Origin of the sequence: Aliidiomarina quisquiliarum (assembly GCF_023922585.1) — a bacterium.
GTDB classification, from domain to species: Bacteria; Pseudomonadota; Gammaproteobacteria; order Enterobacterales; family Alteromonadaceae; genus Aliidiomarina; species Aliidiomarina quisquiliarum.
This window is the reverse complement of the sequence record NZ_JAMFTN010000026.1, coordinates 1-26,136: the sequence shown is the minus strand read 5'-3', so window position 1 is coordinate 26,136 and position 26,136 is coordinate 1. Positions and strand designations below refer to the sequence as shown.

24 protein-coding genes and 1 pseudogene are annotated in these 26,136 nt (G+C 45.9%); 24 read left to right on the top strand and 1 reads right to left on the bottom strand.

Annotated elements, in window-relative coordinates; genetic code table 11:
- Positions 1-5 precede the first annotated feature (5 nt).
- The 20 genes and pseudogenes from M1L23_RS11550 (at position 6) to glnB (ending at position 19,791) form a co-directional block, all read left to right on the top strand.
- Positions 6-1,466, top strand: a complete 1,461-nt coding sequence (locus M1L23_RS11550; RefSeq protein ID WP_256473786.1) for a sigma-54 dependent transcriptional regulator — start codon at positions 6-8, stop codon at positions 1,464-1,466.
- Positions 1,467-1,570: 104 nt separating this feature from the next.
- Positions 1,571-2,659, top strand: coding sequence for a sensor histidine kinase (locus tag M1L23_RS11545; protein WP_252627552.1), 1,089 nt, complete (start codon positions 1,571-1,573; stop codon positions 2,657-2,659).
- Positions 2,646-4,007: a sigma-54-dependent transcriptional regulator gene (locus M1L23_RS11540; RefSeq protein WP_252627550.1), complete on the top strand. Its 1,362-nt coding sequence runs from the start codon at positions 2,646-2,648 to the stop codon at positions 4,005-4,007. The genes M1L23_RS11545 and M1L23_RS11540 overlap by 14 nt, the downstream gene beginning before the upstream one ends.
- A 115-nt stretch (positions 4,008-4,122) precedes the next feature.
- Positions 4,123-4,476 carry a flagellar hook-basal body complex protein FliE gene (gene fliE, locus M1L23_RS11535; protein WP_252627548.1) on the top strand — a complete coding sequence of 118 codons (354 nt, stop codon included), beginning with the start codon at positions 4,123-4,125 and terminating at the stop codon, positions 4,474-4,476.
- Between the two features lie 25 nt (positions 4,477-4,501).
- Entirely contained in the window at positions 4,502-6,214 is a 1,713-nt protein-coding gene (fliF, locus tag M1L23_RS11530) for a flagellar basal-body MS-ring/collar protein FliF (protein WP_252627547.1), read from the top strand.
- 4 nt (positions 6,215-6,218) lie between these two features.
- The gene (fliG, locus tag M1L23_RS11525; RefSeq protein ID WP_252627626.1) at positions 6,219-7,274 is read left to right on the top strand and encodes a flagellar motor switch protein FliG; all 1,056 of its coding nucleotides are present in this window, start codon (positions 6,219-6,221) and stop codon (positions 7,272-7,274) included.
- 33 nt (positions 7,275-7,307) lie between these two features.
- Complete coding sequence (gene fliH / locus M1L23_RS11520; protein ID WP_252627546.1) at positions 7,308-8,240, top strand: flagellar assembly protein FliH; 933 nt, start codon at positions 7,308-7,310, stop codon at positions 8,238-8,240.
- On the top strand, positions 8,218-9,567 hold the full coding sequence (fliI, locus tag M1L23_RS11515) for a flagellar protein export ATPase FliI (protein WP_252627545.1): 1,350 nt from the start codon (positions 8,218-8,220) through the stop codon (positions 9,565-9,567). The genes fliH and fliI overlap by 23 nt, the downstream gene beginning before the upstream one ends.
- The gene (gene fliJ / locus M1L23_RS11510; RefSeq protein WP_252627544.1) at positions 9,564-10,007 is read left to right on the top strand and encodes a flagellar export protein FliJ; all 444 of its coding nucleotides are present in this window, start codon (positions 9,564-9,566) and stop codon (positions 10,005-10,007) included. Before fliI ends, fliJ begins: the two co-directional genes overlap by 4 nt.
- A gap of 118 nt (positions 10,008-10,125) precedes the next feature.
- Complete coding sequence (locus M1L23_RS11505; protein WP_252627543.1) at positions 10,126-12,306, top strand: flagellar hook-length control protein FliK; 2,181 nt, start codon at positions 10,126-10,128, stop codon at positions 12,304-12,306.
- 50 nt (positions 12,307-12,356) lie between these two features.
- Entirely contained in the window at positions 12,357-12,875 is a 519-nt protein-coding gene (gene fliL / locus M1L23_RS11500) for a flagellar basal body-associated protein FliL (RefSeq protein ID WP_252627542.1), read from the top strand.
- Positions 12,876-12,892: 17 nt separating this feature from the next.
- Positions 12,893-13,902, top strand: a pseudogene (fliM, locus tag M1L23_RS11495) (flagellar motor switch protein FliM).
- 17 nt (positions 13,903-13,919) lie between these two features.
- A complete protein-coding gene (gene fliN, locus M1L23_RS11490) occupies positions 13,920-14,324 on the top strand; it encodes a flagellar motor switch protein FliN (RefSeq protein ID WP_252627541.1) in 405 nt (134 codons plus the stop codon).
- Between the two features lies 1 nt (position 14,325).
- Positions 14,326-14,664: a flagellar biosynthetic protein FliO gene (fliO, locus tag M1L23_RS11485; RefSeq protein ID WP_252627540.1), complete on the top strand. Its 339-nt coding sequence runs from the start codon at positions 14,326-14,328 to the stop codon at positions 14,662-14,664.
- A gap of 72 nt (positions 14,665-14,736) precedes the next feature.
- The gene (gene fliP, locus M1L23_RS11480; protein ID WP_252627539.1) at positions 14,737-15,486 is read left to right on the top strand and encodes a flagellar type III secretion system pore protein FliP; all 750 of its coding nucleotides are present in this window, start codon (positions 14,737-14,739) and stop codon (positions 15,484-15,486) included.
- Positions 15,487-15,514: 28 nt separating this feature from the next.
- A complete protein-coding gene (locus M1L23_RS11475) occupies positions 15,515-15,784 on the top strand; it encodes a flagellar biosynthetic protein FliQ (protein WP_252627537.1) in 270 nt (89 codons plus the stop codon).
- Entirely contained in the window at positions 15,784-16,566 is a 783-nt protein-coding gene (gene fliR / locus M1L23_RS11470) for a flagellar biosynthetic protein FliR (RefSeq protein WP_252627536.1), read from the top strand. The genes M1L23_RS11475 and fliR overlap by 1 nt, the downstream gene beginning before the upstream one ends.
- Before the next feature lie 9 nt (positions 16,567-16,575).
- Positions 16,576-17,733, top strand: a complete 1,158-nt coding sequence (flhB, locus tag M1L23_RS11465; protein WP_252627535.1) for a flagellar biosynthesis protein FlhB — start codon at positions 16,576-16,578, stop codon at positions 17,731-17,733.
- A gap of 77 nt (positions 17,734-17,810) precedes the next feature.
- Positions 17,811-19,466, top strand: coding sequence for an NAD+ synthase (locus M1L23_RS11460; protein ID WP_252627533.1), 1,656 nt, complete (start codon positions 17,811-17,813; stop codon positions 19,464-19,466).
- Entirely contained in the window at positions 19,453-19,791 is a 339-nt protein-coding gene (gene glnB / locus M1L23_RS11455; RefSeq protein ID WP_252627532.1) for a nitrogen regulatory protein P-II, read from the top strand. The genes M1L23_RS11460 and glnB overlap by 14 nt, the downstream gene beginning before the upstream one ends.
- 35 nt (positions 19,792-19,826) lie before the next feature.
- Here glnB and M1L23_RS11450 read toward each other — a convergent pair whose 3' ends face one another.
- Positions 19,827-20,570: an outer membrane protein assembly factor BamD gene (locus M1L23_RS11450; RefSeq protein ID WP_252627530.1), complete on the bottom strand. Its 744-nt coding sequence runs from the start codon at positions 20,568-20,570 to the stop codon at positions 19,827-19,829.
- Between the two features lie 114 nt (positions 20,571-20,684).
- Here M1L23_RS11450 and rluD point away from each other — a divergent pair, with 114 nt between their 5' ends.
- From rluD to pssA, 4 genes are all read left to right on the top strand, one after another.
- Positions 20,685-21,647, top strand: a complete 963-nt coding sequence (gene rluD / locus M1L23_RS11445; RefSeq protein ID WP_252627529.1) for a 23S rRNA pseudouridine(1911/1915/1917) synthase RluD — start codon at positions 20,685-20,687, stop codon at positions 21,645-21,647.
- On the top strand, positions 21,647-22,384 hold the full coding sequence (pgeF, locus tag M1L23_RS11440; RefSeq protein WP_252627528.1) for a peptidoglycan editing factor PgeF: 738 nt from the start codon (positions 21,647-21,649) through the stop codon (positions 22,382-22,384). Before rluD ends, pgeF begins: the two co-directional genes overlap by 1 nt.
- A gap of 95 nt (positions 22,385-22,479) precedes the next feature.
- Complete coding sequence (gene clpB, locus M1L23_RS11435; RefSeq protein ID WP_252627527.1) at positions 22,480-25,059, top strand: ATP-dependent chaperone ClpB; 2,580 nt, start codon at positions 22,480-22,482, stop codon at positions 25,057-25,059.
- Between the two features lie 80 nt (positions 25,060-25,139).
- Entirely contained in the window at positions 25,140-25,934 is a 795-nt protein-coding gene (gene pssA / locus M1L23_RS11430; protein WP_252627526.1) for a CDP-diacylglycerol--serine O-phosphatidyltransferase, read from the top strand.
- Positions 25,935-26,136 lie beyond the last annotated feature (202 nt).

The following is a 26,136-nucleotide window of genomic DNA, read 5'->3' as shown; positions in this document are numbered from 1 at the left end:
TCGCATTGACTACGGAGCATCAAATCGCGGTTTGCGTAGTATCGTCGGAAGCTGACTCGGCTAAAATGTTGCACACTATTTTTAAGTTTGTAGGTGAGCAAGCCAGCATATATTCCCTCGATTCATTAGAGCAGAAACTAAAACAAGCGCCGCAATTGCCGCTAGTTTCGGTAATTGATGATGCTGCAGCAAGCGCTGATTTATTGAAGCACTTCCCGGGCACGCCCTTTATTGTAACGGAGCGTGTTTCTAAAGATCTTATTAAACGTAACAACTGTGTGGGCGTGTTATCGAATAAACCAGGTTATGGTGAAGTAATTCGCTTGCTGCACTATGCGCAGGAGTATCATTCGCAAAAGCCCGATCAACAAAATATTTCGCAGGCATCTGCGTTAAGCCAGTTGGCGCGCACCTTAGTTGGCCAAAGTGCTGTTATGCGCTCGGTGCGGGAACAAATTGTGCAAGTGTCACCGTCGAATGCGAACGTGCTCATTCTTGGCGAATCAGGTACAGGTAAAGAAGTGGTAGCACGCGGCATTCATAATTGTTCAAAAAGAGCAAGAGGCCCATTTGTACCAGTGAATTGCGGAGCTATTCCTGCAGAGTTGTTAGAAAGTGAGTTATTTGGTCATGAAAAAGGTGCTTTTACTGGCGCTATAGGTGTACGCAAAGGGCGCTTTGAGCTGGCTCAAGGTGGCACCTTGTTTTTGGACGAAATAGGCGATATGCCGTTACCTATGCAAGTGAAGCTTCTGCGTGTGTTACAAGAGCGTGAATTTGAACGGGTAGGCGGTACTAGAACACTACAGGCCGATGTTCGCATTGTAGCCGCTACTCACCAAGGGCTTGAGGCTTTAATTAGTGAAGGTAAGTTTCGAGAAGACTTATATTATCGACTAAATGTTTTTCCTATCGAGATGCCGGCGTTACGTGAACGCGAAGGTGACATACCACTGTTGGTGAATGAGTTAGTTGAACGCATGCGCCAAGCTGAAGCGGTTGATTTACGCTTCACCGAGGCGGCACTTGGCTCGCTGGCTATTCATCGCTGGTCGGGCAACGTGCGTGAGCTTGCTAACTTAATTGAGCGTTTATGCATAACCCATGGTGGTCGAGTGGTAGATGTAAGCGACTTACCTGGGAAATACCGTGATGAAAATGCCGAGCCTTACAAGCCCGTTTACCCGGCCGAAATGCACGAGCGTGACGCATTAAATGCTATGTTTGCAGAAGATGAGTCGACGCTTGATGAAGTGCTGTACCCCGAAGGTTCTGGCTTGGTACCTGCCACCTTGCCAAAAGACGGCGTAGACTTAAGAGCCTTATTGGGTGACTTAGAAGTTGAGCTTATTCGCCAAGCGTTAGATCAGCAAGAATGGGTTGTTGCCCGTGCCGCTGAGTTGCTTGGTATGCGTCGCACCACCTTGGTGGAAAAAATACGCAAGTATCAGCTTACTCGCGATTAAGGTACCTTCCGCGCTTTTAATCCAATTAAGTTATTGATAAGCATAGATTAAAATGTGGCACGTTGGTTGCATCATAGTCTCTAGGTATATTTGGAGACGAATTTATGGCGCACACCTCAACTGTTACGAACTATACGCAGGCTTTGCCTGTGCAACAGCATCTTGTTGGTGGGGCAGGTTCACGCATACGCAGCTTGGTGCAAGCAATGCCAAATGGTGTGGTTTTGCTTGATGCCCGTGGTTATGTTCGTGAAGCGAATAAAGAAGCCACGCGGCTACTTGGCAATCAGCTAGAAGGTGAGCGCTGGCGCGATGTGATTAAACGTGCTTTCCGTCCGCAAGCTGACGACGGCCATGAAGTTTCACTTCGCTCCGGCCGCCGAGTGCGCCTGGATATTTCCTCATTAAAGCCCGAGCCCGGGCAGTTAATAGTATTAACCGACTTGTCTGAAACCCGCGCTTTGTTAGAGCGCATTAGCCATTTACAGCGTTTAACGGCTATGGGCCGTATGGTTGCTTCGCTTGCCCACCAAATACGTACTCCTTTGTCGGCGGCTTTGTTGTATGCAGAAAACTTGGGGCGTGATGATTTAAGTGTGTCGCAGCAACAAAAATTCGTCAGCAAAGTAACCGACCGATTGAAAGACCTAGAGCAACAAGTAAATGACATGCTGCTGTATGCCAAAAGCGGCGAGCAGCAAACGGTGTCACGCATTGCTGTAGCTGAATTACTGCATGCTGTAACCCTGCAAGTGCAACCTTTAGCGGAGCGCGAAGGGGTGCTGCTAGAAATAACGAATGAAGCCACAGCAGCAGAAATCATTGGAAATATGTCGTCGTTAACGGGTGCTTTGCAAAACTTAATTGTAAACGCCATTCAAGCTAGCGCTATCAATAAAACTATTTTTGTAACCGCACAAACCACCCAAGATGGACTTACCTTAACGATTGAAGATCAAGGTAGTGGTATTAAAACAGCTGATTTAAATCATATTTTCACACCCTTTTTCACGCGCAAGGCGCACGGTACTGGCCTTGGCTTAGCTGTGGTGAAAACCATATTGAATGCTCATCAAGGGCATATTTCAGTCACTAGTACAGAGGGCGAAGGAACGACATTCACGCTTGGTTTACCTCTTGCTGAAGCCGAGCGTAAGCAAGAATACGAGGAGAATTCTCATGAGTTATCATAAAAATGTTCTGCTTGTTGAAGACGACCTAGCATTACAAGAAGCCTTGGTCGACACATTAGAGCTAAATGGGTACAAGGTACGCACAGCAGACAGTGCAGAACAAGCATTGTTGGCAGTACAGAAGCAAATACCGGGGCTTATTTTAAGTGATGTGCAGCTTGGTGGTATTACTGGATTGCAGTTACTGACTAGCTTACAGCGCCAAGGCTATGACATACCTGTAATTATGATGACAGCGTATGCACAGGTTGACGATGCAGTGAAAGCCATGCGGCTTGGTGCGGTGGACTACCTAAGTAAACCCTTTGCCACCGAACAATTACTTGAATTATTAACGCGCTACGCGCCAAAGCCGAGTATTGACATAGTGCGCCCGGTGGTGGGCGACAAGTCGAGTGAAGACTTATTGCGACTAACCCAGCGGGTAGCCAGTACCGACGCCACGGTAATGATCACGGGGCCTAGCGGGTCGGGTAAAGAAGTATTAGCGCAGTTTATTCACCACTCTTCAAGCCGCAGCGACGGGCCCTTTGTTGCCATTAACTGCGCAGCAATACCAGAAAATATGCTAGAAGCAACTCTATTTGGTTATGAGAAGGGTGCCTTTACTGGTGCCGTGCAAAGTTGTGTGGGTAAATTCGAGCAGGCCAATGGCGGTACTTTATTACTTGATGAAATTACCGAAATGGACTTAGGGTTGCAGGCGAAAATTTTACGGGTTATTCAAGAGCGCCATGTAGAACGCCTAGGCAGCCGAAAAGAAATTAAGCTAGATGTAAGAATTATAGCCACCAGTAACCGTGATTTACGCGAGGCGGTTACTTCGGGTATCTTCCGTGAAGACCTGTATTACCGGCTAAATGTGTTTCCATTAAACTGGAAGTCGTTAGCTGAACGACCGGGAGACATTCTACCACTTACCGAGCATTTATTAGAGCGGCACTGCTCTAGGGCGGGTACTGAGCGTCCTTCGTTAAGCATGCAGGCACAAAAAAAGCTTGTGCAATACAGTTGGCCAGGGAACGTGCGAGAGCTAGAAAACGTTGTGCAGCGAGCGTTAATAATGCACTTAGATGGCCGCATTGAAGCGGAAGACATTATGTTAGATGAGCGCTTCCAAACCTTCGATATGCAGCAAACCGGAGCCGCCATTCCAGAACAGGTATTAGCCGGTGACAAAGACAATTTAGGTAATGAACTAAAGGTACAAGAGCAACAAATTATTTTAGATACGCTTGAGAAGTTTTCTGGCCGGCGAAATAAAGTAGCCGAGGCGCTTGGTATTAGTCCTAGAACCTTAAGATACAAGCTCGCTAAAATGCGTGACGACGGTATAGCCCTGCCTTAGCCTTTCGGCGCCCAGATAAGCCCAATTTAAAAGTTGGCACTTATTATGCATTAAACCTCTTATCTAAGAAGCTGTCGAGAAATTGACGGTAGCCAACGGTAAGAGGTTTTTTGTTATGAACGTGACTAATAATCCACTTTTAGCAGATATGCAAAGTATGCTCGCCGACATGCGAGCACAGCAAGGCGTGACACAATTACCTAACCAACCTAGCCAACAGGTTGAGCCAGTGGGCAACTCGTCGCGGGCAGACTTCGGTGCGATGTTGAAATCAGCTGTTGATAATGTGAATGGCTTACAGTCGACTGCTCGCGACCTGCAAACTCGAATAGAAATGGGAGACCCTAATGTGTCTCTGGCGGAAGGCATGATTGCGGCGCAAAAGTCGAGCATTGCTTTTGAAGCAGCGGTCCAGGTACGAAATAAGTTCGTAGAAGCGTACGAAAAAATTATGCAAATGCCGGTTTAATACTGGGGCTTAAGGAGATTGAACCATGGCTGAGTCAACAGATTTAATGATTTCAGATAATGAACTAGGTAACGACCCGAAAGATTCAGGTCGCAATGAAGAGCAAAAGTCTGGCTTTATGAGTGCTTTGGCGAATATTGATGTGATGCGCCAAGTGATTATAGTGCTTGCGCTTGCTATTTGCTTGGCTATTGCTGTGTTTATTATGCTGTGGGCCCAAGAGCCTGAGTATCGCCCGCTTGGCCGAATGGAAACCGATCAGTTAATTGAAACCCTCGACTTTCTCGATGCCAATAAAAAAGAATACAAAGTTGAAGGTAACACCGTATATGTACTTGAGCGCGATATTAGTGAAATTCGCTTAAGCATGACGCGTCAAGGTTTAGAGCCGGTACGTTCCTCGACCGGTGACGAAATGTTATTAAAAGACCCAGGTTTTGGTGTTAGTCAGCGCTTGGAAGGTGAGCGCTTAAAGCATTCTCGCGAGCAGCAGTTAGGGCGTATTATTGAAGAAATGCAGTCGGTAGCTACGGCGCGAGTACTATTAGCTTTGCCTAAAGACAATGTATTTACTCGCCGGGAACGGCCGCCAAGTGCCAGTGTGATGATTAAAACACGACGCCAGCAACTTTCCCGTGAAGAAATTGAAGCCATTGTTGATTTGGTTGCTTCGGCAGTGCCGCAGTTAAAACCTAACAATGTAACGGTAACAGATCAAAATGGTCGGTTACTGCATTCCGGCTCGCAAAATGAAATGTCAGCAGCAGCTCGGCTAGAATATGAAATTGAGCGCCAACGTGAACGTGAGTTTATGGAGAAAATAGACACAATTTTGGCTCCAGTTTTGGGCTTTGGAAACTATACCGCGCAGGTAGACGTAACCATGGACTTTACCCAAGTTGAACAAACACAGCGTTCGTACAATCCCGACTTACCTGCAATTCGTAGTGAAATGATTATTGAAGACAATAGCGTTGGTTCAGGTGCGGGAGGTATTCCAGGTGCCTTAAGTAACCAACCGCCATTAGACGCAAGTATTCCTGAGGTAGCCACGGCTGCTAATAATAGCCAAACCCGCGCGCCGGGCAGAAGTCACCGTGAAGAAACTAGAAACTATGAGTTAGATCAAACCATTAGCCATACACGTCAACAAAGCGGTGTGCTGCAACGCTTGAGTGTAGCAGTAACATTGGACTACAAGCGCAGCGTAAACGAAGATGGTGTTACAGTTCGTGAAGCCTATACTCAGGAAGAGTTAACAAGTATTCGGCGTATGCTGCAAGGTAGTTTAGGTTTTAATATGAATCGCGGCGATTCAATTGAGGTGGTGAGCTTTCAGTTTCTTGAAACACCAAGTTATGACGACGTGGGCATGCCTTGGTGGGAAGAGCCATGGGTGTGGCGCTTATTACGCTTAGTTGTAGGTGGTCTGGTTATTATTGTACTGATTCTAACCGTGGTTCGACCGATGCTGAAGAAATTAATATACCCAGAAGAGACCGGTGAAAGTGAGTTAGATCAGTTGTTAGCTTATGATAAAGATCTAGGTGATGAGACCATTGAGTTGTTGAGTCAGCAGTTTGATTCAGACTCGATTGGATTCGCTCCAGATGGTACGCTGAAGCTACCAGACTTACATAAAGATGAAGATTTACTTAAAGCGGTTCGGGCCTTGGTAGCAAATGAGCCTGAGCTTTCCTCTCAAGTTGTCAAAGCGTGGTTAAATGAAGATGCCTAATACAATGCAGCAAACGCGAAGTGTAGATGTCGCAGGCGATAAAGACCGCTCAAGCTATGATGTACACAAGCTTGATGGGGTTGAAAAAGCAGCCATTTTACTACTTAGCTTGTCGGAAGAAGACGCCGCCCAAATATTAAAGCACCTAGAGCCAAAGCAGGTGCAACGGGTGGGCATGGCAATGGCTGGCTTGGTGGAATTTAGCCAAGAAAAAGTAAACGCCGTACATAACTTATTCCTAGACGACATTCAGAAGTTCACCACTATTGGCTTTAAGTCGGAAGAGTTTGTACGTAAAGCATTAACTGCGGCGTTAGGTGAAGACAAAGCGGGCAACCTCATTGAACAGATCGTTATGGGTAGTGGTGCGCGTGGCCTCGACTCGTTGAAATGGATGGATTCAAAACAGGTGGCGACCATTATTCGTAATGAGCACCCACAAATTCAAACTATTGTTATGTCGTATTTAGAGCCGGAGCAGTCGGCAGAGATTATGTCGCAATTTACTCAGAAAGTACGGCTAGACTTGATGATGCGTATTGCTAACCTAGAAGAAGTACAGCCGGCAGCATTACAAGAACTAAATGAAATTATGGAAAAACAATTTGCTGGTCAGTCGGGTGCACAAGCTGCGAAAATGGGTGGTTTGAAAGCCGCGGCCGATATTATGAACTACCTAGACAACAGCGTAGAGCAGCCATTAATGGATGCAATTCGCGAGCAAGACGAAGAAATGGGTCAGCAAATTCAAGATCTTATGTTTGTATTCGAGAACCTTATCGATGTCGACGACCGTGGAGTACAAACCTTACTACGAGATGTTGAAGGCGAAACATTACAACGTGCTCTTAAAGCTTCGGATGAGAAAATACGTGAGAAATTCTTTAAGAACATGTCGAAACGCGCCGCTGAATTATTACGTGATGACCTTGAAGCAATGGGGCCAGTGCGTTTGGCCGATGCGGAACAAGCGCAAAAAGACATCCTGGCTATTGCTCGTCGTTTAGCCGATGCGGGCGAAATAATGCTTGGTAGTGGTGGTGGTGATCAGTTCGTATAATACAGCTGAGCACATTAGGTATTGAGGCGTAATATGAGCAATAGCAATTCCAAGTTATGGGATGTGCCAGATATAACAGAAAAGCCCAGGCCTGAGGATGAGCGTAAAAATGCGCTTAACATGCCTTTGCGCTGGGCCTATGAACCGCCTGAAGCCGAAGAAGAAATTGAAGAAGTAGCTCCTTTAACTGCCGAAGCACTTGAAGCAATTCGTGAAGCAGCCCGACTTGAAGGGTACGAAGAAGGTAAGTTAGAAGGTATTGCAGCGGGCCATACAGAAGGTTTTGAAGCTGGCTATGCTGACGGTGAAAAACTAGGTTATGCGGCGGGGGAAAAAACAGCTCTTGAAGCCACCGAGCAGCTTAATGAGTCGTTGTCGGCCCATTGGCAGGCGTTGTTTGAAGGTTTGCGACACCCTTTAAAGCAAGTTGACCAAGCGGTTGAAAACCAGCTGGTGCATTTAAGTATGGCTTTGGCTCGTGCTATTTGTTGGCAAGAAGTAACGCAGAATAATGAAGTTGTAAGAGAAGCCTTTAGGCGCGGCATTCAAGAATTAAGTATGACTTCGCAGCGAGTTGAAATTTATATTCACCCAGAAGACTTTGCTTTAATTGACGGACGTTGGGATGAAAAAACTCGTGCCGATAAAGGTTGGTTTTTTTATCAAGACGAAACAATTAGCCGCGGTGGTTGTCGCATACAAACACCATTAGTGGCCGTTGACGCTACTTTAGAAGCGCGCATGAACGATGTGTTTACTCAGTTGTTACATGGTGTTAAAGACGTGCCTGCTGATCTTAAAGCGGCTGCCCCTCCAATAAGAAATAATGACCCAACAACGCCAGAGCCAAAAACAGAATCAACTGTAGAGCCAGCTGCAGTGCCTAACCCAGTTGCTGAACAAGCAGCTCCTTTGGGCAGTGGTGAAGATGATGAGGGACAGCATGACCCTAGCCAATCGGATTAAAAAGTTCTCCAGTCGCATTCAGGATGCTCGGCCCCAAGTAGCTGGGCATTTAACTCGTGTAGTGGGTTTAACTTTTGAAGCGGTTGGTGTGCGTTCGGCTATAGGTTCACTGTGTGGCGTTGAAACTGCTTCGGGTGAGGTAACAGCCGAAGTAGTTGGTTTTGACGACGACGTTATTTACTTAATGCCCCACGACGACGCCCATGGCGTGTTGCCTGGCGCTCGTGTTCGGCCATTGTCTAATCAAGCGGGTATTCCTTTAGGCATGGAGCTGCTTGGGCGAGTAATTGATGGTGCGGGTAACCCATTAGACGGTAAAGGCCCGGTGGTTACGGGTAAATACGGCTTGAATGATCGAATTAAAATGAACCCATTGGTGCGACGCCCGATTCGGCAGCCACTCGACGTGGGCGTAACGGCTATAAATGGTTTGATTACTGTGGGTCAAGGCCAGCGTATGGGCTTATTTGCGGGTTCAGGGGTGGGTAAAAGTGTGCTTATGGGCATGATGACGCGAGGCACCACCGCCGATGTTATTGTGGTGGGCTTGGTGGGTGAACGGGGCCGTGAAGTAAAAGAATTTATTGAGGATATTTTAGGCGATGAAGGTATACAGCGATCAGTAGTAGTAGCCGCACCGGCAGATCAGTCGCCACTTATGCGTTTACGGGGTTGCGAAACAGCCGCACAAATTGCTGAATACTTTCGTGACCAAGGTTTGAATGTGCTGTTATTACTCGACTCGTTAACCCGCTATGCCATGGCTCAGCGCGAAATTGCACTTGCCATTGGCGAACCGCCAGCTACCAAAGGTTATCCACCTTCGGTGTTTGCTAAGCTGCCTGCTTTAGTAGAGCGGGCGGGTAATGGTGGCGAAGGGCAAGGCTCTATTACGGCTTTTTATACGGTATTAACAGAAGGTGACGATTTACAAGACCCTATTGCTGATGCCGCTCGGGCCATTCTTGATGGTCATATAGTGTTGTCGCGCGACCTAGCTGAGTCGGGTCATTACCCGGCTATTGATATAGAAGCGTCGGTGAGCCGGGTTATGCCCCAAGTTGTTAGCCCCGAACACCTACAGCATGCCATGGTTATTAAACAGCTTTATTCTACCTACCAACGTAGTCGCGATCTTATTTCTATAGGCGCATACACACAAGGCTCCGACCCTCGTATTGATAAGTCAATTCAAATGCTGCCGTTAATGGAGCGCTATTTACAGCAAGGCATGCGTGATATTTCCCCTTATGATGATTGTGTAACGGTGCTGGCGCAATTAGCCCAGCAGGCAAGTCATGGCCGTAATCAAGGTGCCGGACGATGAAAGACAACGCCCTAAAAATGGTATTAGAACTTGAGCAAAAGCGTGAAGACGAATGTGCTCGCGACTTTGGCCAAGCCCGCAGTCAATTAACTATGCAAGAGCGGCGGTTGGAAGGGCTAACCAATTACCGTACCGATTATTTGCACCAGGCAAATAACAAAGCCCAACAAGGTATGGGGTCGGCAAGCTTTGGTCGATATCACGCTTTTGTTGGCAAACTAGATGTAGGAATTAAGCAGCAACAAGAAAATTTAAAGCGTATGCAAACCCATGTGGAAGACCTGCGATTACGCTGGTTAGCTCAACAGCAACGGCGCAAGGCAATAGAATATTTGTTAGCCAAGCGTTTTAAAGCAGCTGAGCGAATAAAAAATAGTCAAGAACAACGGACTTCCGACGAATTTGCTATGCAAGGCTTTCTCCGCCGCAACCGCTCTTAGTGGTGTTCTGGCATATTCTTTGCATCTGTATGTTTGAAAGAAATTGCTTTTCTGTAACGTGCAAATAAAGCAGTAGCGTACTTTGAAACTTATTCACTGTTGGATGATGTGATTAACTATGCAAATACTTGATGTAAAAGTTCATACCGAGCCTAAATTAGCGCCGCAAGCTAGCAATCTTGGGGAAAACGTTGGTGAGCGCACTTCTCGTTTCGACGAAGCATTGGGGTCGGAGCAAGAGCGCCGAAGTATTGACGATCGTGGCCATAAGCCAGCGGCAACAATTGCCGATAACAGCAAAAAACAGTCGAGTGCGCATAGCAAAACAGAAATGGCTGTAGATAAGGGCGCGCTTAATTTGTTGGACAGTGAGAGTGAAATTGAGCCAATAAATAATTGGCATGACTTTTTACAAAGCGTGCATCAACCACGAGATAATGAAGCGCCAACCATGACTACCGGTCATACGGTTGTTGCTACTAGTCGGGCAAAAGTAACAACGCCGTTAACCCAAGCTGAAGCAAAAGAAGTGGCGGCATTACTAGACCAGCTAGGCATTTCATTAACGGCGCAAGAAAAGCAAGGCCTATTAGATAAAGGCGAACTGTCAGCTTCCTTAACCACCAAAGTAAACCAAGCGCTTGCCAGTGCGGGCCCTAACACTCAGCAAACCGAGCCACAGCAACGCCTTGCTTTGCTATTACCTGAGCAAGCACCTGTGGCGCAGCCTGTACCCGTAGCAAACGACGAAGCACCAATCATGACTACCGGTCATACGGTTGTTGCTACCAGTGGGGCAAAAGTAACAACGCCGTTAACCCAAGCTGAAGCAAAAGAAGTGGTGGCATTACTAGACCAGCTAGGCATTTCGTTAACGGCGCAAGAAAAGCAAGGCCTATTAGATAAAGGCGAACTGTCAGCTTCATTAACCACCAAAGTAAACCAAGCGTTTGCCAGTGCGGGCCCTAACACTCAGCAAACCGAGCCACAGCAACGCCTTGCTTCATTGCTGCCAGAGCAAGCGCAGGCTGCTGAACATACTCCAACAACTAGTGATACAGCGCCAACCATGACCACCGGCCATACGGTTGTTGCTACTAGTGGGGCAAAAGTAACAACGCCAGAAAGCTCGGCTATCAAGTCTTTTACGGAGCAGTTGCCAGCGGCCGAGCAAGAGCAACTTAGCTTAGCACTAGATGCGTTAGCTGAAGGTAACCCAGCAGAACTGAAAAAATGGTTGGCAAAACAAAACTTACCAAATGAATTGATGCAACCGCTCATGAGCTTAGTGGACGCAGCAGAAAGTGCCATAGCAGCGCTAACGTCTACTGAGCTTCAAAATGACGTGCAAGGCAACATGAAAGCCGGCTTAGCAGAAGTTCTTGCTGCAGCTGTGACCTTGGTTAAAACGGAAAAAGAAGCTGGTCGTGAGCCTATTGTAGGCCAGGAAGGGGAAAATAAACTTTTACAAACGTTGCAGCAATTAACGCAACGAGTAAGCACTAGCGAGGGAGCACCTACGAGCACATTAGTGCTGCAACAGCTGACACAACCACAAGAAAACAAAGTGCTGTTAGCTTTCTCGAGTACGGCTCAAGAATTGCGTGCTTTGGTGCAAGAAAGCCTTCGCGATGACAGCCAACTGCGTGGTGACAGCCGTGAATTACAGTTTATGCGTGGCGTAGAGCAGCAATTAAGCGGGCAGAGCCAAGTTGAGGGACCAAAAAACATCAACCCCAATTTTTTAGCAGCGGCCCAACAAGCTCAATTACAGCAGCCAACGGTAGCACAGCAGGCAGCGCGAGCAATGACCGCGCCAAGTCAGCTGGCTGAAACTGCATTTGAGCAGGCACGACAAAACCAGCAATATATAGACATAACGGGGCTGCAGGGGACAACGCAATTAAAAGATCAAGTTGCGCTCATGTTTAATAATAGAAGCCAGGTGGCTGAAATGCGTTTAGACCCACCTGAACTAGGGCGTTTGAACATTCGATTACAAATGACAGGCGAGCAGCAAGCGTCGGTTACGTTTCTTGTTAACACGCCGCAAGCCCGTGAAGCGATAGAACAGGCCATGCCGCGCTTACGTGAAATGCTAGAAGAACAAGGCATTCAATTAACCGACTCGAATGTACGTGATGAATCGTCGCAATTAGCCCGCGAAAGCCAACAACAAGGTAAAGGTGGTCAGGGCGGCGGCGGCTTGTCTGGTAATGATGAAAGCCAGCAACACGAAGAGGCAACCTATATAACTAAAGTAGACGTGCCGAAAGGGCAAATAGATTACTACGTTTAAAGAAGAGGGCTGTGTTAGCCTTAGTAAAGTAATTTTTGGAGAGCCTAACAATGGCAGCAGAAGTTGAAAATCAAGAACAACAAGCAGAGCCAGCAGCTGGTTTATCGAAAAAAATGCTGTTTATTATTATTGGTGGTGTTGTCGGCGTTATAATTATTGCAGTGCTGCTTTTCTTTTTTATGTTTGCTGGTAATTCAGCTGATACTAGTTCGCCAGAGCGCGGTGCAGTGGTGACAGGACCAGCGGCTGGCAATGCTTACTATGTAGCTTTACCGCGACCGTTTATTTTTAACGTGCCAGGGCAAAACCGCGACCGTTTAGTGCAAATATCAGTGCAGTTAATGGTGCGTGGCGGGGCAAACGATGATTTAGCACGACAAAACATTCCCATGATTGAAGGCGTACTACACCGCACGTTTTCTGCCGCAACAGCAGAAAGCTTGCAAACAAGTGAAGGGCGTCTTGCGCTGCGCGATGCAGCATTGAATGTAGTGCAAAATGCACTGCAAGAACTAACCGGAAGTCCAGTAGTAGAGGAATTGCTCTTTACTGGTTTCGTGATGCAATAGGTGGCTGAGCTATGGCTGTGAGTGACTTACTATCCCAAGATGAAATTGATGCCCTTTTACATGGTGTCGATGACGTTGAAGAGGAAGAAATAGAGACGTCGGGATCAGCCTCGGATGCGGTTGACTTTGACTTTTCTTCGCAGGACCGTATTGTTCGCGGGCGTATGCCAACGCTGGAAATTGTGAACGAAAGGTTTGCTCGCCATATGCGTATTAGCTTATTTAATATGATGCGTCGTAGTGNCCAACTAGCTTGAACATGGTGCGCTTTCGCCCTTTAAAGGGCACAGCATTAATAACTATGGAAGCGCGGTTGGTGTTTATTTTGGTAGATAACTTTTTTGGCGGTGATGGGCGTTACCATGCCAAAATTGAAGGGCGAGAATTTACGCCAACTGAACGTAGAATTATTCAAATGCTGTTAAAGCTAATTTTTGAAGATTATAAAGAAGCTTGGGCACCGGTTATGGACGTAGGTTTTGAATATCTAGATTCAGAAGTAAACCCTGCCATGGCCAATATAGTAAGCCCCACAGAGGTTATTGTTATCAGCTCATTTCATATCGAGCTAGACGGTGGTGGTGGAGACTTCCACGTGGCTTTGCCCTACTCCATGCTGGAACCAATAAGAGAATTGCTTGATGCAGGGGTGCAAAGTGACAAAGAAGACACGGACTTGCGCTGGAGTAAGGCATTACGAGATGAAATTCTAGATGTGCCGGTAGATTTGCGCGCAAAGTTATGTGAAACCGAGCTGTCGTTACGCGAAGTAATGGACTTGGAAGAAGGTGATATTATTCCAATTGATATGCCAGAAAACCTAACGGTATTTATTGAAGACTTACCCACATTTAGAGGGAAGTTAGGCCGCTCGAAAGACAGCTTAGCCATTAAAATAGCTGAAAAAATACCGCGGCCAGAAACGGTGAAGTCGGACATTCATATGCTAACCCGCGGCGGTCGTAGAATTGGCGGTGACGCAGAATTGCAAGAGCTAGAAAAAGATTTTGATCCAAAGGCACGCTAAGGTGCTAGGAGAGACCCATGAGCGATGATATTGATAATAAAAGTGGTGACGAAATGGACGATTGGGAAGCAGCATTAGCTGAGCAAGCTGCAACAGAAGGCGGCGTGCATACGCCTGAACTAGACGAATTGTCGGATAGTTCAGACCGACCAAAAGAAGAAACTGGTAAGTTAGACGCTATTTTGGATATTCCTGTAACTATATCCATGGAGGTAGGGCGTAGCCAAATAAGCATTCGAAATTTACTGCAATTAAACCAAGGCTCGGTTGTAGAGCTTGAGCGTATAGCGGGCGAGCCATTAGACGTACTAGTGAACGGAACGCTTATTGCTCATGGTGAAGTGGTGGTAGTGAATGATAAGTTTGGTATTCGCTTAACCGACGTAATTAGCCAAATTGAGCGTATTCGGAAGTTAAGATAAGATGCCCACGACAGAAGCTAGCAGTATAGGGGTGAAAGCTGCTCCTATTCTTTCTTGGGGTGATGTTGGCGCTACGTTGTTAATGCTAATGCTAGTGTTGGGCGTTATTATTGGTTTAGCATTATTGGCGAAACGCTTTAATGTTGGCATGCCAATGCAGCGCAAGCAGCACATTCGTGTATTAAGCACTACTATGGTGAGCACGAAAGAACGAGTAGTGGTGGTTAAAGCCGGTAATTCCTTGTTGTTACTTGGTGTAACCCCGCATAACGTAAACTTAATAAAAGAATTGCCTGCTGAATTCGAGGCTGAATTATTAAAGGAAAAGCCCAACTCCTAATGTTTGGCGCTTGTATGTGTATGCGCCGAGGGCAATAATGGGTCTATCACAACAATAACGGTGCACAACCGAATGAAATACCTTGTTCTAATTAGCTTGGCGCTTGCCGCAATTTTGCTACCTGATACCGGATTTGCACAACAGAGCGGTATTAGCGCCGTAACTGTGACCGCCAATGAAGACGGTTCACAAACATATTCAGTTACCCTGCAAATACTAGCGGTGATGACAGCGCTGAGCTTCATTCCAGCGTTGGTTATTATGACCACGTCGTTTACCCGAATAATTATTGTGTTGGCCATTCTTCGCCAGGCAATTGGGCTGCAGTCGTCGCCTTCAAACCAAATTCTTCTTGGCCTGACTTTGTTTTTAACGTTTTTTATTATGGCCCCCATTTTTAATCAAATTAACGAGGAAGCATTACAGCCTTATATGGCAGAAGAAATAATGCCCCTTGAAGCTGTAGAACGCGCTAAAGCACCTATAAAGGCTTTCATGCTGTCGCAAACGCGGTTAACGGATTTAGAAACTTTTTTAGATATTGCCGGCTACGTGGAAATTGACCGGGTTGAAGAAGTGCCCATGTCGATACTTATTCCTTCTTTTATTACCAGCGAGTTAAAAACAGCTTTTCAAATTGGCTTTATGATTTTCATTCCATTTCTAATAATTGACTTAGTAGTAGCTAGTGTACTTATGGCTATGGGTATGATGATGCTATCGCCAATGCTGGTGTCGTTACCGTTTAAACTTATGCTGTTTGTGCTGGTAGACGGCTGGAGTATGGTTATGCGAACACTAGCTGGTAGTTTCGGGTTATAGGTTTCAGTGTGTCAAATAAGGAGTAACGATGAGTCCTGAAGTTTTTGTCGACGTTTTCCGTGACGCCTTGTTCATGGTTGTTTTAATGGTTAGCGCAATTATTATACCAAGCTTATTAGTAGGCCTTGCGGTTGCAGTATTCCAAGCGGCAACATCAATTAACGAGCAAACCTTAAGCTTTTTACCACGCTTGCTGGTAACTATTTCAACAATAGGTTTTGGTGGTCATTGGTTTGTTCAGCAGCTAACGGAATTTACCATAGGAATGTATATGCGCATTCCTGAAGTTATTGGCTAATGGACGTTACGCTTGATGTTATTCTTACCTGGCTAGCACAACATTACTGGCCCCTTGTGCGTGTTGGTGGCATGTTCAGCACCATGGCGCTATTGTCTGGTCGCTCTGTTCCTGTGCGCTTAAAAGTAGTTATGGCAATAGCTATTACCTTGGGCATTACTCCCGCATTACCACCTGTTGAATACTCATTTGAAACGGTTTCTTTACTGGGCATGATAATTACTGCTCAGCAAGTACTTATAGGTATGATTCTAGGAATTGTGTCGGCTATGGTAATAAATACATTTGCCATAGCGGGGCAAATTTTAGGGATGCAAATAGGTTTAGGTTTTGCCGCAATGGTAGACCCAAGTTCGGGCCAGCAGGTGCCTGTAATTGCTCAGTTTTACCTGATGTTGGCGTCGCTTATGTTTCTTGCTTTTGATGGCCACTTAATGATGGTTCGTGTGGTGGTTATGAGTTTCGATGCAATTCCAATAGGTCCGCGTGGGCCAGACGCAGACGCGTTTTTTCATATTGCCACTTGGGCTAGCTGGATGTTTGCAGCTGGCATGACCTTCGCTTTATCGGCGGTTGTTTCTATTCTGGTTATGAACTTAGCCTTTGGGGTAATGACTCGGGCGGCGCCACAGTTAAATATATTCAGTATTGGTTTTCCGATTAAGCTAGTGTCAGGGCTACTGGTACTTTGGTTGACTATAGGTAACTTTGTTGTTCACTTCGAAAACCAGTGGAATCGCGGAATTGACGCGCTTTGTTTTATTCTCAGTGGCCAATGCTAGGAGTAAGCAATGAGTGATGACGGTCAGGAACGCACAGAAGAACCCACGGCGAAAAAACACCAACAGGCCAAAGAGAAAGGCCAAATAGCTCGTTCTAAAGAATTAGGAACCTTGGGTGTGTTGTTGTCGGCTGCACTGGCTTTAATTATTGCTGCACCCTATTTTGCGTCGGGCTTAGAAGAAATTATGACCATGCAATTCACTCTTGACCGCGAGGCTGGCTTTGATCAAAGCGTGATGTTTAAGCTGTGGCCACAAGTAGGGAAGGTTTTGCTTGTGCCCATGTCGATATTTTTTGGCATTGTTGTTTTTGGTGCTTTCATCGGCAACATTATGCTGGGTGGTTTTAATTTCTCTATGGAAGCGGCAAGTCCTAAACCTTCGAAAATGAACCCGTTGAAGGGCTTAAAGCGCATGCTTGGGCCACAAGCGTTGGTAGAGCTACTGAAAGGCGTGGGAAAGTTTTTTGTTATCGCTATTTGTTCCTATTTTTTATTGAAGTGGCAATTCCCTAAAATAATTAGGTTGTCGGAAGGTATTCAGCCGGTTATTTTTGCCGACGCTTTGAAGTTGGTAGCTTTCCTTTTTGTGTTGCTTGTTCTTAGCTTATTGTTAATTGTGGCTATAGATGTGCCATATCAGTCGCACAAACACCACAAAGAATTAAAAATGACCATGCAAGAAGTAAAAGATGAACGTAAAAACGCAGAAGGTAACCCGCAAATAAAGGCTAAAATGCGGTCGATGCAAATTTCTATGTTAATGCGGCGAATGATGCAAGACATACCGCAAGCCGACGTGGTGGTAACTAACCCGACGCATTTTGCGGTAGCTTTAAAATACGACCCCCATGGCCGCGATGCGCCGCGTGTGGTAGCAAAAGGCTCTGACGACTTAGCCGCCCGTATTCGTGAAGTGGCCACCGACGCAAATGTACCCTTATTAAGTAACCCACCTTTGGCGCGTGCCGTTTATTATACCACTGAGCTTGGCCATGAAATTCCAGAAGGTTTGTTTATGGCGGTTGCGCAGGTACTTGCCTATGTATATCAGTTGCGTGACTTTAAACTTGGCCGTGGCAAACGACCGAAAAAACCAAGTAACAAACTACCTATTCCCGACGAGCTGCAGTTTGATGAGGAAGGCGAACTGCCGTCAGAAAATTAGTTTGCAGGCTTATTTGCCCCATAATGGCTGTTCCGTTATGATTCGGCCGTTCAGACCTACTGGAGATAAAAGGTTTTATGGCACATCATGTTTTGCAGCTGGCACTTGCACAGCTGAACTTTAAAGTTGGAGATCTTGCTGGCAACTTGTTAAAAATAGAAACCGCAATTCAAAGCACTACTAACTGTGATCTTTTCGTATTTCCTGAACTAGCTTTAACCGGTTACCCTCTGCAAGATTTAGTGAACCGCCCAGATCTTTATATTGAGCTTGAACAAATAACTGCACGGCTATTAGAGCTTTCCCACCAACAGGCATTCTTAATAGGATTGCCCGTTAGAGAAAATGGCGCAACGTATAATGCGGTGTCGCTATTTTCAGCTGGCCAAATACTGGCTACTTATTACAAGCAGAACCTGCCTAATTACGGTGTGTTTGACGAAAAACGCAATTTTACGGCCGGTGCCGAGCCTACGGTTATTGACTTTAAAGGCCATCGATTAGGGTTGTTGATTTGCGAAGACCTATGGTCGGCTGAAGTGGTAGAACAAACCTGCGCGGCTGGAGCCAATGTAATTTTAGCGGTTAATGCATCGCCCTACGAAATAAATAAGTATAAACAACGTATGGCTATTTTAACTGCTCGCTGCCAAGAAAATAAGGTGCCTTTAATATATGTAAATGCCATTGGTGGCCAAGACGAGCTAGTGTTTGACGGCAATTCAGTTGCACTTGATCAGGCAGGGAAACTTTGTGTGCGTTTACCCCATTGTGAAGAGCGTATTGGTCACGTTGTTATTGAAGCAGGGCAAATAGCACCGGGGCAAATAGCGCCTGAACTATCTGAACACGCAGCAACCTATGAAGCTTTAGTGCTGGCGGTTCGCGACTATGTTAATAAAAATGGTTTCCCTGGAGTTATTTTAGGTTTGTCCGGTGGTATTGATTCTGCTTTAACCCTAGCAATTGCAATCGATGCGCTTGGGGCCGAAAAAGTGCATACAGTGATGATGCCGTACACTTACACAGCAGAAATAAGCATTGAAGATGCGAAAAAACAGGCGATAGACATGGGCTGTGCCTTCGACATTATTCCCATTAAGCCAATGGTTACTTCGTTTATGGCAGAGTTAACTCCCTTATTTGCGAAGACAGCACGCGACACCACTGAAGAGAACCTTCAAGCTCGATGTCGTGGCACTGTGCTTATGGCGCTGTCGAACAAATACGGTAAGTTACTACTTACTACAGGCAACAAAAGCGAGCTGGCGGTAGGCTATTGCACCTTATATGGCGATATGTGCGGCGGCTTCGGGCCAATTAAAGATATACCTAAAACCTTAGTGTATGACCTATCACGTTATCGGAACAGCTTGGGGCTGGCTATTCCAGAGCGTGTGATTGTGCGCCCACCGTCGGCAGAATTAGCTCCTGATCAAAAAGATGAAGACTCGTTACCTCCTTACGATATATTAGACGGTATTATAGACGGCTATGTTGAACAAGATATGAGTATAAGCATGTTAGTAGCACAAGGTTACCCAGAAGAGCATGTTATTCGTGTTATTCAGCTTATAGAACGTAATGAGTACAAACGCCAGCAAGGTGCCGTGGGGCCAAAAGTAACCAAGCGGAACTTTAATAAAGACCGACGTATTCCTATTACCCATGGTTACTTGCAAACCATGTTGGCGTCGTATAAACAAACAAGGGTTAGTGATGAAGAAAATTGAAGCGATTATTAAGCCGTTTAAGCTTGATGACGTTCGTGCGGCGTTGTCGGACGAAGGCATTGCCGGCATGACCGTAACTGAAGTAAAAGGCTTTGGCCGGCAGCGTGGGCATACGGAATTATACCGTGGTGCCGAATACATGGTAGACTTTTTACCGAAGGTGAAAATTGAAATAGTTGTTGCTGATGACGACGTTGATCGCTGTTTAGAAGTCATTGTTGAAGCAGCCCAGACGGGTAAAATTGGCGATGGAAAAATATTTGTCAGTGACGTGCGGCGGGTTATTAGAATTCGTACCGGCGAGGAAAACGAAGACGCAGTGTAAGCTGCGCCTTCGATATAAAGCATAGTTAAAACAGACTAGCCACGTGAGTTGGCAAAATTAGCCTGCAGGATGCCTTTGGCGTCTTCCGACTGTTCCGTTAAACCTAATTGCTGGTAGCTATGAACCATTATTTCTAACGCTTGTTTCTGCTCAGGCGTGTTCGGGTGTGCTTCTAGTATTGCTTTAGCTCGGTTGGCTGCCGCAAGAAAGGCACCTCGGCGCTGGTAATATTCCGCCACGCTAAGTTCATGCTTGGCTAAGCGGGAACTTAAACCAATCATTCGTGCTTGGGCGTCGGCTGCATAGGCGCTGCTTGGATATAAGCGTAACAATTCGCCAAACTCTTCGAAGGCACGTTGTGCATAATAAGGCGAACGGTCGGACCGATCGATATTAAACATATCTTGAAAAATACTGAATTCGGCCTGTTGGTAAACTAAACCTCGCATATAACGAACATAGTCTAAATCGGCATGATTTGGGTTTAACTGCAAAAAACGGTCAATATGCGACAGCGCTTTGTCTTGGTCGCCAATTTTGTACAGTGCATAAATCAAGTCTAATTGAACTTGTTGAGTGTATGGACCAAACGGATACCGAGTACTCATAGCTGTTAAAAGCTGAGCTGCTTCAGTAAAACGCCCTACGTCGAGGTACACTTGCGAGGTTTCGTACATATGTTCGATAGTGCTACGCTCAATTATCTGTTCTTTAGGTTTTGAGGAGCACCCACTAAGAATAACAACGCTTGCGAGCACAGCCGCAACAACTAATCTCATGCTTTTATCCAACCTTAATTATTATTTCACTGGGATGAAGCTGCCCATCGGGGTAAACTTAAATCAATTAACTGATTGTAACGTACCGAAACGAGGATGCACAGCGCAAGTTATATGACAAATCAAGTTCGCGAGACCGCAATAATACCCGAAGAGGCGCTAGGCCTTCGATTTGACCAAGCATTAGCAAGTATGTTCCCTGAGTTTTCTCGCTCGCTGCTAAAAAAATGGGTTCAAAATGGTGCGATTACATTAGACGGAGTTGTAGTTACTAAACCCCGTGAAAAAATAGTTCCAGGGATGGAAGTTACAATTGCAGCAGAGCAGCCCGTAGAAGTTGAAAACAAAGCACAAGCCATCGACTTAGATATTGTGTACGAAGACGACGCTTTATTGGTTATTGATAAACCAGCAGGGCTAGTGGTGCATCCAGGCGCTGGTAATACCGACGGTACTTTATTGAACGCGCTATTGCACCATTGTGCCGATTTAGAACAGCTTCCACGTTCAGGCATAGTGCACCGACTCGACAAAGAAACCAGTGGTTTAATGGTGGTGGCGAAAACGATGGAAGCCTACGCGCGCTTAACCAGAGCACTTAAAGCGCGTAACGTGATTCGGGAATATGAAGCGGTGGTGGTTGGCGTATTAACTGCCGGAGGCTCGGTGAATGCTGCAATTGGTCGCCATCCTTCTAAGCGCACCCACATGGCAGTGTTAAAAACAGGGAAAGACGCTACCACACATTATCGTGTTATTGAGCGTTTACGTGCCCACAGTTACCTGCGGCTACGGTTGGAAAGCGGCCGCACTCACCAAATACGGGTGCACATGGCGCATATTAAACATCCCATAGTGGGAGACCCGCAATATGGTGGCCGACCGCGCCCCCCGGCAAATGTAACTGACGAGCTAGCATATTTACTGCGTAGCTTCCCACGCCAAGCATTGCATGCGGTGCATTTGTCTTTTGCTCATCCGGTTAGTGGCGAAATGATGGCCTGGACCTCGGCATTGCCTGCCGACATGCAAAAACTAATTAAAGCGTTGCGCTTAGACAAAGAGGAACATATTTAGTGATTAGAGGTATTGAACCTAATTGGCAAGTAAGCGCCAAGGTTAGGGGGATAACTACGTTTCGCTCTGGCGGGGTAAGTTCTGCACCTTATGAATCATTAAATTTAGCTTTGCATGTGGGCGACGAACCAACAGCGGTGCTAAGCAATAGGCAGCTAGTTAACCAGCAGTTGAACTTGCCCAGTGCACCGCGTTGGTTACACCAAACCCATGGCGCCGACATTGTGACAGTGACAGGGCAGGAATTTTCTTGCCCGCCCGAAGCAGACGCGAGTTATACCCAAACAGCCGGGCAAGTATTGGCAATAATGACAGCTGATTGCCTACCTTTGTTTCTTGCTAATTCCACAGGAACTGAAATTGCCCTGCTACATTGTGGTTGGCGTAGTGTAGCCAACGGTATTATTGAACGCGCTGTAGAAAACTTCGATTCGCCACTGCACACTTTGCATGCTTGGTTAGGCCCGGCTATTGGGCCCAACAATTTTGTTGTGGGTGAAGACGTAAAATTGGCAATGACACAGTTAAGCCCAAGCTACGCTAATCATTTTAAAGTTTCTAATGACCGTTGGTTGCTGGATTTATTCGGCTTAGTGACAAGTGAGTTAAACCGCGTGGGTATAAACCATGTGGGCATTAGTGGCCTATGCACTGTTGAGCATGCAAGCCGCTTCTTTTCTTATCGGCGTGACGGTCAAACTGGACGCATGGTGTCGTTACTCTGGTTAGAAGCTTAGTTAGAAACGCTTCCTATTGTTTACTTTTCAACCTTGAAAAACCTATCGAATGTACCCACATATAAGTTAATAAAGTTTTAATGTGAGGTTACGTTATGCGTTTAGATCGCTTTACTAGTAAATTCCAACTTGCTATTTCCGATGCCCAGTCTTTAGCACTAGGCCGTGATAACCAATTTATTGAGCCGGTGCATTTAATGACCGCCCTCCTTAACCAAGAAGGTGGTTCGGTGCGGCCGTTATTGCAGTTGGTTGGTGTAAATTTAAACAATTTAAGAGCACAGCTTTCCAAAGCTATCGCTGAATTACCGCAAGTAGAAGGCACAGGCGGAGAAGTTCAGCTTTCAGCTGCTACGGGTAATTTGCTTAACCTTTGTGATAAGTACGCGCAAAAGCGCAATGATTCCTATATTGCTAGCGAAATGTTTGTCTTAGCCGCGGTTGAAGACCGTGGCAAGCTAGGCGACATTTTAAAACAAAATGCTGTAACAGCAGCAAGTATTGAAAAAGCCATTGATGATATTCGTGACGGCCAGAAAATAGACGACCCTAACGCGGAAGAACAGCGTCAAGCCCTAGACAAATACACGATCGATCTGACTGAGCGAGCAGAGCAGGGCAAATTAGACCCTGTGATTGGTCGCGATGAGGAAATTCGCCGCACCATACAAGTGTTACAGCGTCGAACCAAAAACAACCCGGTTCTTATTGGTGAACCAGGGGTGGGTAAAACGGCTATTGTTGAAGGTTTAGCTCAGCGCATTGTAAATAATGAGGTGCCTGAAGGTTTAAAACGTAAGCGGGTGTTGTCACTCGACTTAGGTGCATTATTAGCGGGAGCGAAATACCGTGGCGATTTTGAAGAGCGGTTAAAAGCCGTTTTAAATGAGTTACAAAAAGCCGAAGGGCAAATCATTCTCTTTATTGACGAACTACATACGGTTGTAGGCGCGGGTAAAGCCGACGGTGCTATGGACGCGGGCAATATGCTTAAACCAGCCTTAGCCCGAGGTGAATTACACTGCGTAGGGGCAACAACCCTCGATGAATATCGCGATTACATTGAAAAAGATGCAGCCTTAGAGCGCCGATTCCAGAAGGTTTTAGTGGAAGAGCCTACGGTTGAAGACACTATTGCAATTTTACGTGGGCTAAAAGAGCGCTATGAACTGCATCATTCAGTAGAAATAACGGACCCAGCTATAGTGGCAGCGGCTTCTTTATCACATCGTTATATAAGTGACCGACAGCTACCCGACAAGGCAATCGATTTAATTGACGAAGCGGGCTCTAGCATTCGTATGCAAATTGACTCGAAGCCAGAAGAGCTTGATCGTCTCGAGCGCCGCATGATTCAGCTTAAACTTGAGCGCCAAGCGTTAAGTAAAGAAAAAGACGACGCCAGTAAGAAGCGCCTAGAGGCACTCGAAGCTGAACTTGCTGAGCATGAATTAAGTTATGCTGATCTTGAAGAAATATGGAAAACTGAAAAAGCGGCATTGCAAGGTCACCAGCATATTAAGGAAATGCTTGATCAAGCCCGTACTGACTTGGAAATATCACGTCGGGCAGGCGATTTAAACCGTATGTCGGAATTGCAATATGGACGAATTCCCGAGTTAGAGCGTCAACTAGATCTTGCCTTACAAGCTGAAATGCAAGATATGAGCTTGCTACGCAACCGTGTAACAGAGGAAGAAATAGCTGAAGTACTGTCGCGTTGGACAGGTATACCCGTAGCCAGAATGTTAGAAGGCGAACGCGACAAATTGCTGCGTATGGAAGAAGTGTTGCATGACTCAGTGGTAGGTCAGCAAGAAGCGGTTATTTCTGTGTCGAATGCAATTCGACGCTCGCGGGCTGGCTTGAGTGATCCTGATCGACCTATAGGTTCGTTTTTGTTCTTAGGGCCAACAGGCGTAGGTAAAACAGAGTTAGCCAAAACCTTGGCACGCTTTATGTTCGATACGGAAGAAGCCATGGTTCGTATCGATATGTCGGAGTTTATGGAAAAGCATTCTGTCGCCCGTTTAGTAGGAGCACCTCCTGGTTATGTGGGTTATGAAGAAGGTGGTTACTTAACGGAAGCAGTTCGTCGTCGGCCTTATTCAGTTATATTGTTAGATGAAATTGAAAAGGCTCACCCCGATGTATTTAACATCTTACTGCAAGTATTAGACGATGGGCGCTTAACTGATGGTCATGGTCGAACGGTCGACTTCCGCAACACGGTAATTATTATGACGTCGAACTTAGGTTCGGAGTTAATACAAGAAAATGCCGGTAGTATTGACTATGATGTAATGAAAGCAATGATAACTGAGGTGCTAGCGCAGTCGTTTCGCCCCGAGTTTTTAAACCGCGTTGATGAAACAGTAGTGTTCCATCCGTTAGCAGGCGAGCATATAAAACGTATTGCTACTATTCAAATACAACGTTTATTAGACCGCTTGGCAGAACGCGATTTAATAATGGAGTTAACAGACGCCGCTATGGAGCAACTAGCAGAAGCAGGCTTTGACCCTATGTTTGGTGCTCGACCATTAAAACGCGCAATTCAGCAGGAGTTAGAAAACCCACTTGCACAACGGATATTAGCAGGTGAATTTAATGCCGGAGATACGATTAATGTCGACCGAGGTGACGGTGCTTTAACCATAACTAAGCTGAAATAACGACTGAGAAAACAAGGATGAACTTGTGTAGACTGTGATACCCTAATTGGGTATCACAGTCTTCTTATTTGGGATTCTATATGACAGTTCAACAACAACGGGGCTTAAAGCGCCGCGGTATTTATCTATTACCGAACTTATTAACAACAGCGGGCCTTTTTTCTGGCTTTTATGCCATTGTGGCATCAATGAATAGTGACTTTCATCAAGCTGCAGTAGCTATTTTTGTTGCTATGGTTTTTGACGGACTAGATGGCCGTGTTGCTCGCTTAACAAATACTCAAAGTGAGTTTGGTGCCGAATATGACAGCATGGCAGATATTGTCTCATTTGGTGTTGCCCCTGCCTTAGTAGCTTACAACTGGGCATTATATGATTTAGGCAAACTAGGTTGGTTGGCTGCGTTTATATTTGTAGCGGGTGGGGCATTGCGTTTAGCACGCTTTAATGCAGCTTTAGGTTCAGCCGACAGTAATTTTTTTCAGGGCTTAGCAATACCTAGTGCTGCTGCAATTGTAGCTGGCATGGTATGGGTTGGAGCAAGATATGAAATTAACCCTGATAATATTTCTTGGTTAGTGGCATTGGTTACTATAGCGTCAGGCTTGCTTATGGTGAGCAACTTTAAGTATCACTCATTTAAAGACGTTGATTGGCGCGGCAAGGTAAACTTTGTTGTTATTCTACTTATAGTGCTAGCCTTTGTAGTGGTTGCCACTGAACCAGCCTTGGTTTTATTTATACTATTTGTTGCTTATGCTGTTTCTGGGCCTGTATTTACCATTAAAAATGCTGGTAAGTTAAAACTGGAAGACGTGATTGGCGATAGTAAAGACGACGACGCCGACTTTAAACCGGAAGATAAGAAAGAATAATTGTAGTTATTTTGTTGTGGAAAGGGCGGTTTTTAATGAAAACTGCCCTTTTTTTATACGCTTCGAGCATAAAGTCAGCAGTCAGAATAAATAATTGAAAAAGGGCTTGATCAAACCGCGGAGATCTCTATAATTCGCTTCCGTTGTCAGGCACAAACCTAACAACAGGCACGAAGCAAGCGGAAAGAAATAAAGATCGAAA

Bases quoted from the DNA above. Each gene is read 5' to 3' on its own strand.
- fliI (WP_252627545.1), top strand. From the start codon at position 8,218: ATGACCCTAGCCAATCGGATTAAAAAGTTCTCCAGTCGCATTCAGGAT.
- fliJ (WP_252627544.1), top strand. From the start codon at position 9,564: ATGAAAGACAACGCCCTAAAAATGGTATTAGAACTTGAGCAAAAGCGT.
- M1L23_RS11540 (WP_252627550.1), top strand. From the start codon at position 2,646: ATGAGTTATCATAAAAATGTTCTGCTTGTTGAAGACGACCTAGCATTA.
- fliR (WP_252627536.1), top strand. From the start codon at position 15,784: ATGGACGTTACGCTTGATGTTATTCTTACCTGGCTAGCACAACATTAC.
- pssA (WP_252627526.1), top strand. From the start codon at position 25,140: ATGACAGTTCAACAACAACGGGGCTTAAAGCGCCGCGGTATTTATCTA.
- fliG (WP_252627626.1), top strand. From the start codon at position 6,219: ATGCAGCAAACGCGAAGTGTAGATGTCGCAGGCGATAAAGACCGCTCA.
- fliL (WP_252627542.1), top strand. From the start codon at position 12,357: ATGGCAGCAGAAGTTGAAAATCAAGAACAACAAGCAGAGCCAGCAGCT.
- fliN (WP_252627541.1), top strand. From the start codon at position 13,920: ATGAGCGATGATATTGATAATAAAAGTGGTGACGAAATGGACGATTGG.
- fliE (WP_252627548.1), top strand. From the start codon at position 4,123: ATGAACGTGACTAATAATCCACTTTTAGCAGATATGCAAAGTATGCTC.
- M1L23_RS11475 (WP_252627537.1), top strand. From the start codon at position 15,515: ATGAGTCCTGAAGTTTTTGTCGACGTTTTCCGTGACGCCTTGTTCATG.
- rluD (WP_252627529.1), top strand. From the start codon at position 20,685: ATGACAAATCAAGTTCGCGAGACCGCAATAATACCCGAAGAGGCGCTA.
- M1L23_RS11545 (WP_252627552.1), top strand. From the start codon at position 1,571: ATGGCGCACACCTCAACTGTTACGAACTATACGCAGGCTTTGCCTGTG.
- clpB (WP_252627527.1), top strand. From the start codon at position 22,480: ATGCGTTTAGATCGCTTTACTAGTAAATTCCAACTTGCTATTTCCGAT.
- flhB (WP_252627535.1), top strand. From the start codon at position 16,576: ATGAGTGATGACGGTCAGGAACGCACAGAAGAACCCACGGCGAAAAAA.
- fliH (WP_252627546.1), top strand. From the start codon at position 7,308: ATGAGCAATAGCAATTCCAAGTTATGGGATGTGCCAGATATAACAGAA.
- M1L23_RS11450 (WP_252627530.1), bottom strand. From the start codon at position 20,570: ATGAGATTAGTTGTTGCGGCTGTGCTCGCAAGCGTTGTTATTCTTAGT.
- glnB (WP_252627532.1), top strand. From the start codon at position 19,453: ATGAAGAAAATTGAAGCGATTATTAAGCCGTTTAAGCTTGATGACGTT.
- fliO (WP_252627540.1), top strand. From the start codon at position 14,326: ATGCCCACGACAGAAGCTAGCAGTATAGGGGTGAAAGCTGCTCCTATT.
- M1L23_RS11460 (WP_252627533.1), top strand. From the start codon at position 17,811: ATGGCACATCATGTTTTGCAGCTGGCACTTGCACAGCTGAACTTTAAA.
- M1L23_RS11505 (WP_252627543.1), top strand. From the start codon at position 10,126: ATGCAAATACTTGATGTAAAAGTTCATACCGAGCCTAAATTAGCGCCG.
- fliP (WP_252627539.1), top strand. From the start codon at position 14,737: ATGAAATACCTTGTTCTAATTAGCTTGGCGCTTGCCGCAATTTTGCTA.
- fliF (WP_252627547.1), top strand. From the start codon at position 4,502: ATGGCTGAGTCAACAGATTTAATGATTTCAGATAATGAACTAGGTAAC.